Genomic DNA, 357 nt, shown 5'->3' on the forward strand with positions numbered 1-357 from the left:
TTGCGCCCAGAACGGCGTTCGCGACGCCGGCATCGAGGCCGGCCAATCCGGACCCGATCGTGAAGGACGCGAACTGTGCCATCGCCGCGGTGCTCTGTACCTTGATGGCGATCTCGCGGCCGAGGCCGAGGGCGGGAGCGACGTAGGTCGGAGTTGCGGTCTGCACGGTCACCCGGACCGCGTTAGGCGCCGACGCCTTCGTGTTGAAACGCGCATCAACTACAGGCCTGCCGTCGGCGCTGAAAGAACCGGGCTGGTCCCGGCGCACGGCACCGCCGGCTAAGCCGTCATGAGCTAGGGACCTCCGGGCTGCCGGCTCGTCGAGCGGTGGGTTCGCGGCGGCAAGCTCCGCCGCGC

Annotated in this window: 1 protein-coding gene; it reads right to left on the reverse strand. The window is 70.0% G+C overall.

Annotated features, from left to right (window positions below):
• The coding region (locus tag MKK58_RS27045; protein WP_409565152.1) for a TadG family pilus assembly protein at nucleotides 1-357 on the reverse strand (357 nt) is incomplete at both ends.

Origin of the sequence: Methylobacterium sp. J-078, assembly GCF_022829285.1 — a bacterium.
Taxonomy (GTDB): domain Bacteria; phylum Pseudomonadota; class Alphaproteobacteria; order Rhizobiales; family Beijerinckiaceae; genus Methylobacterium.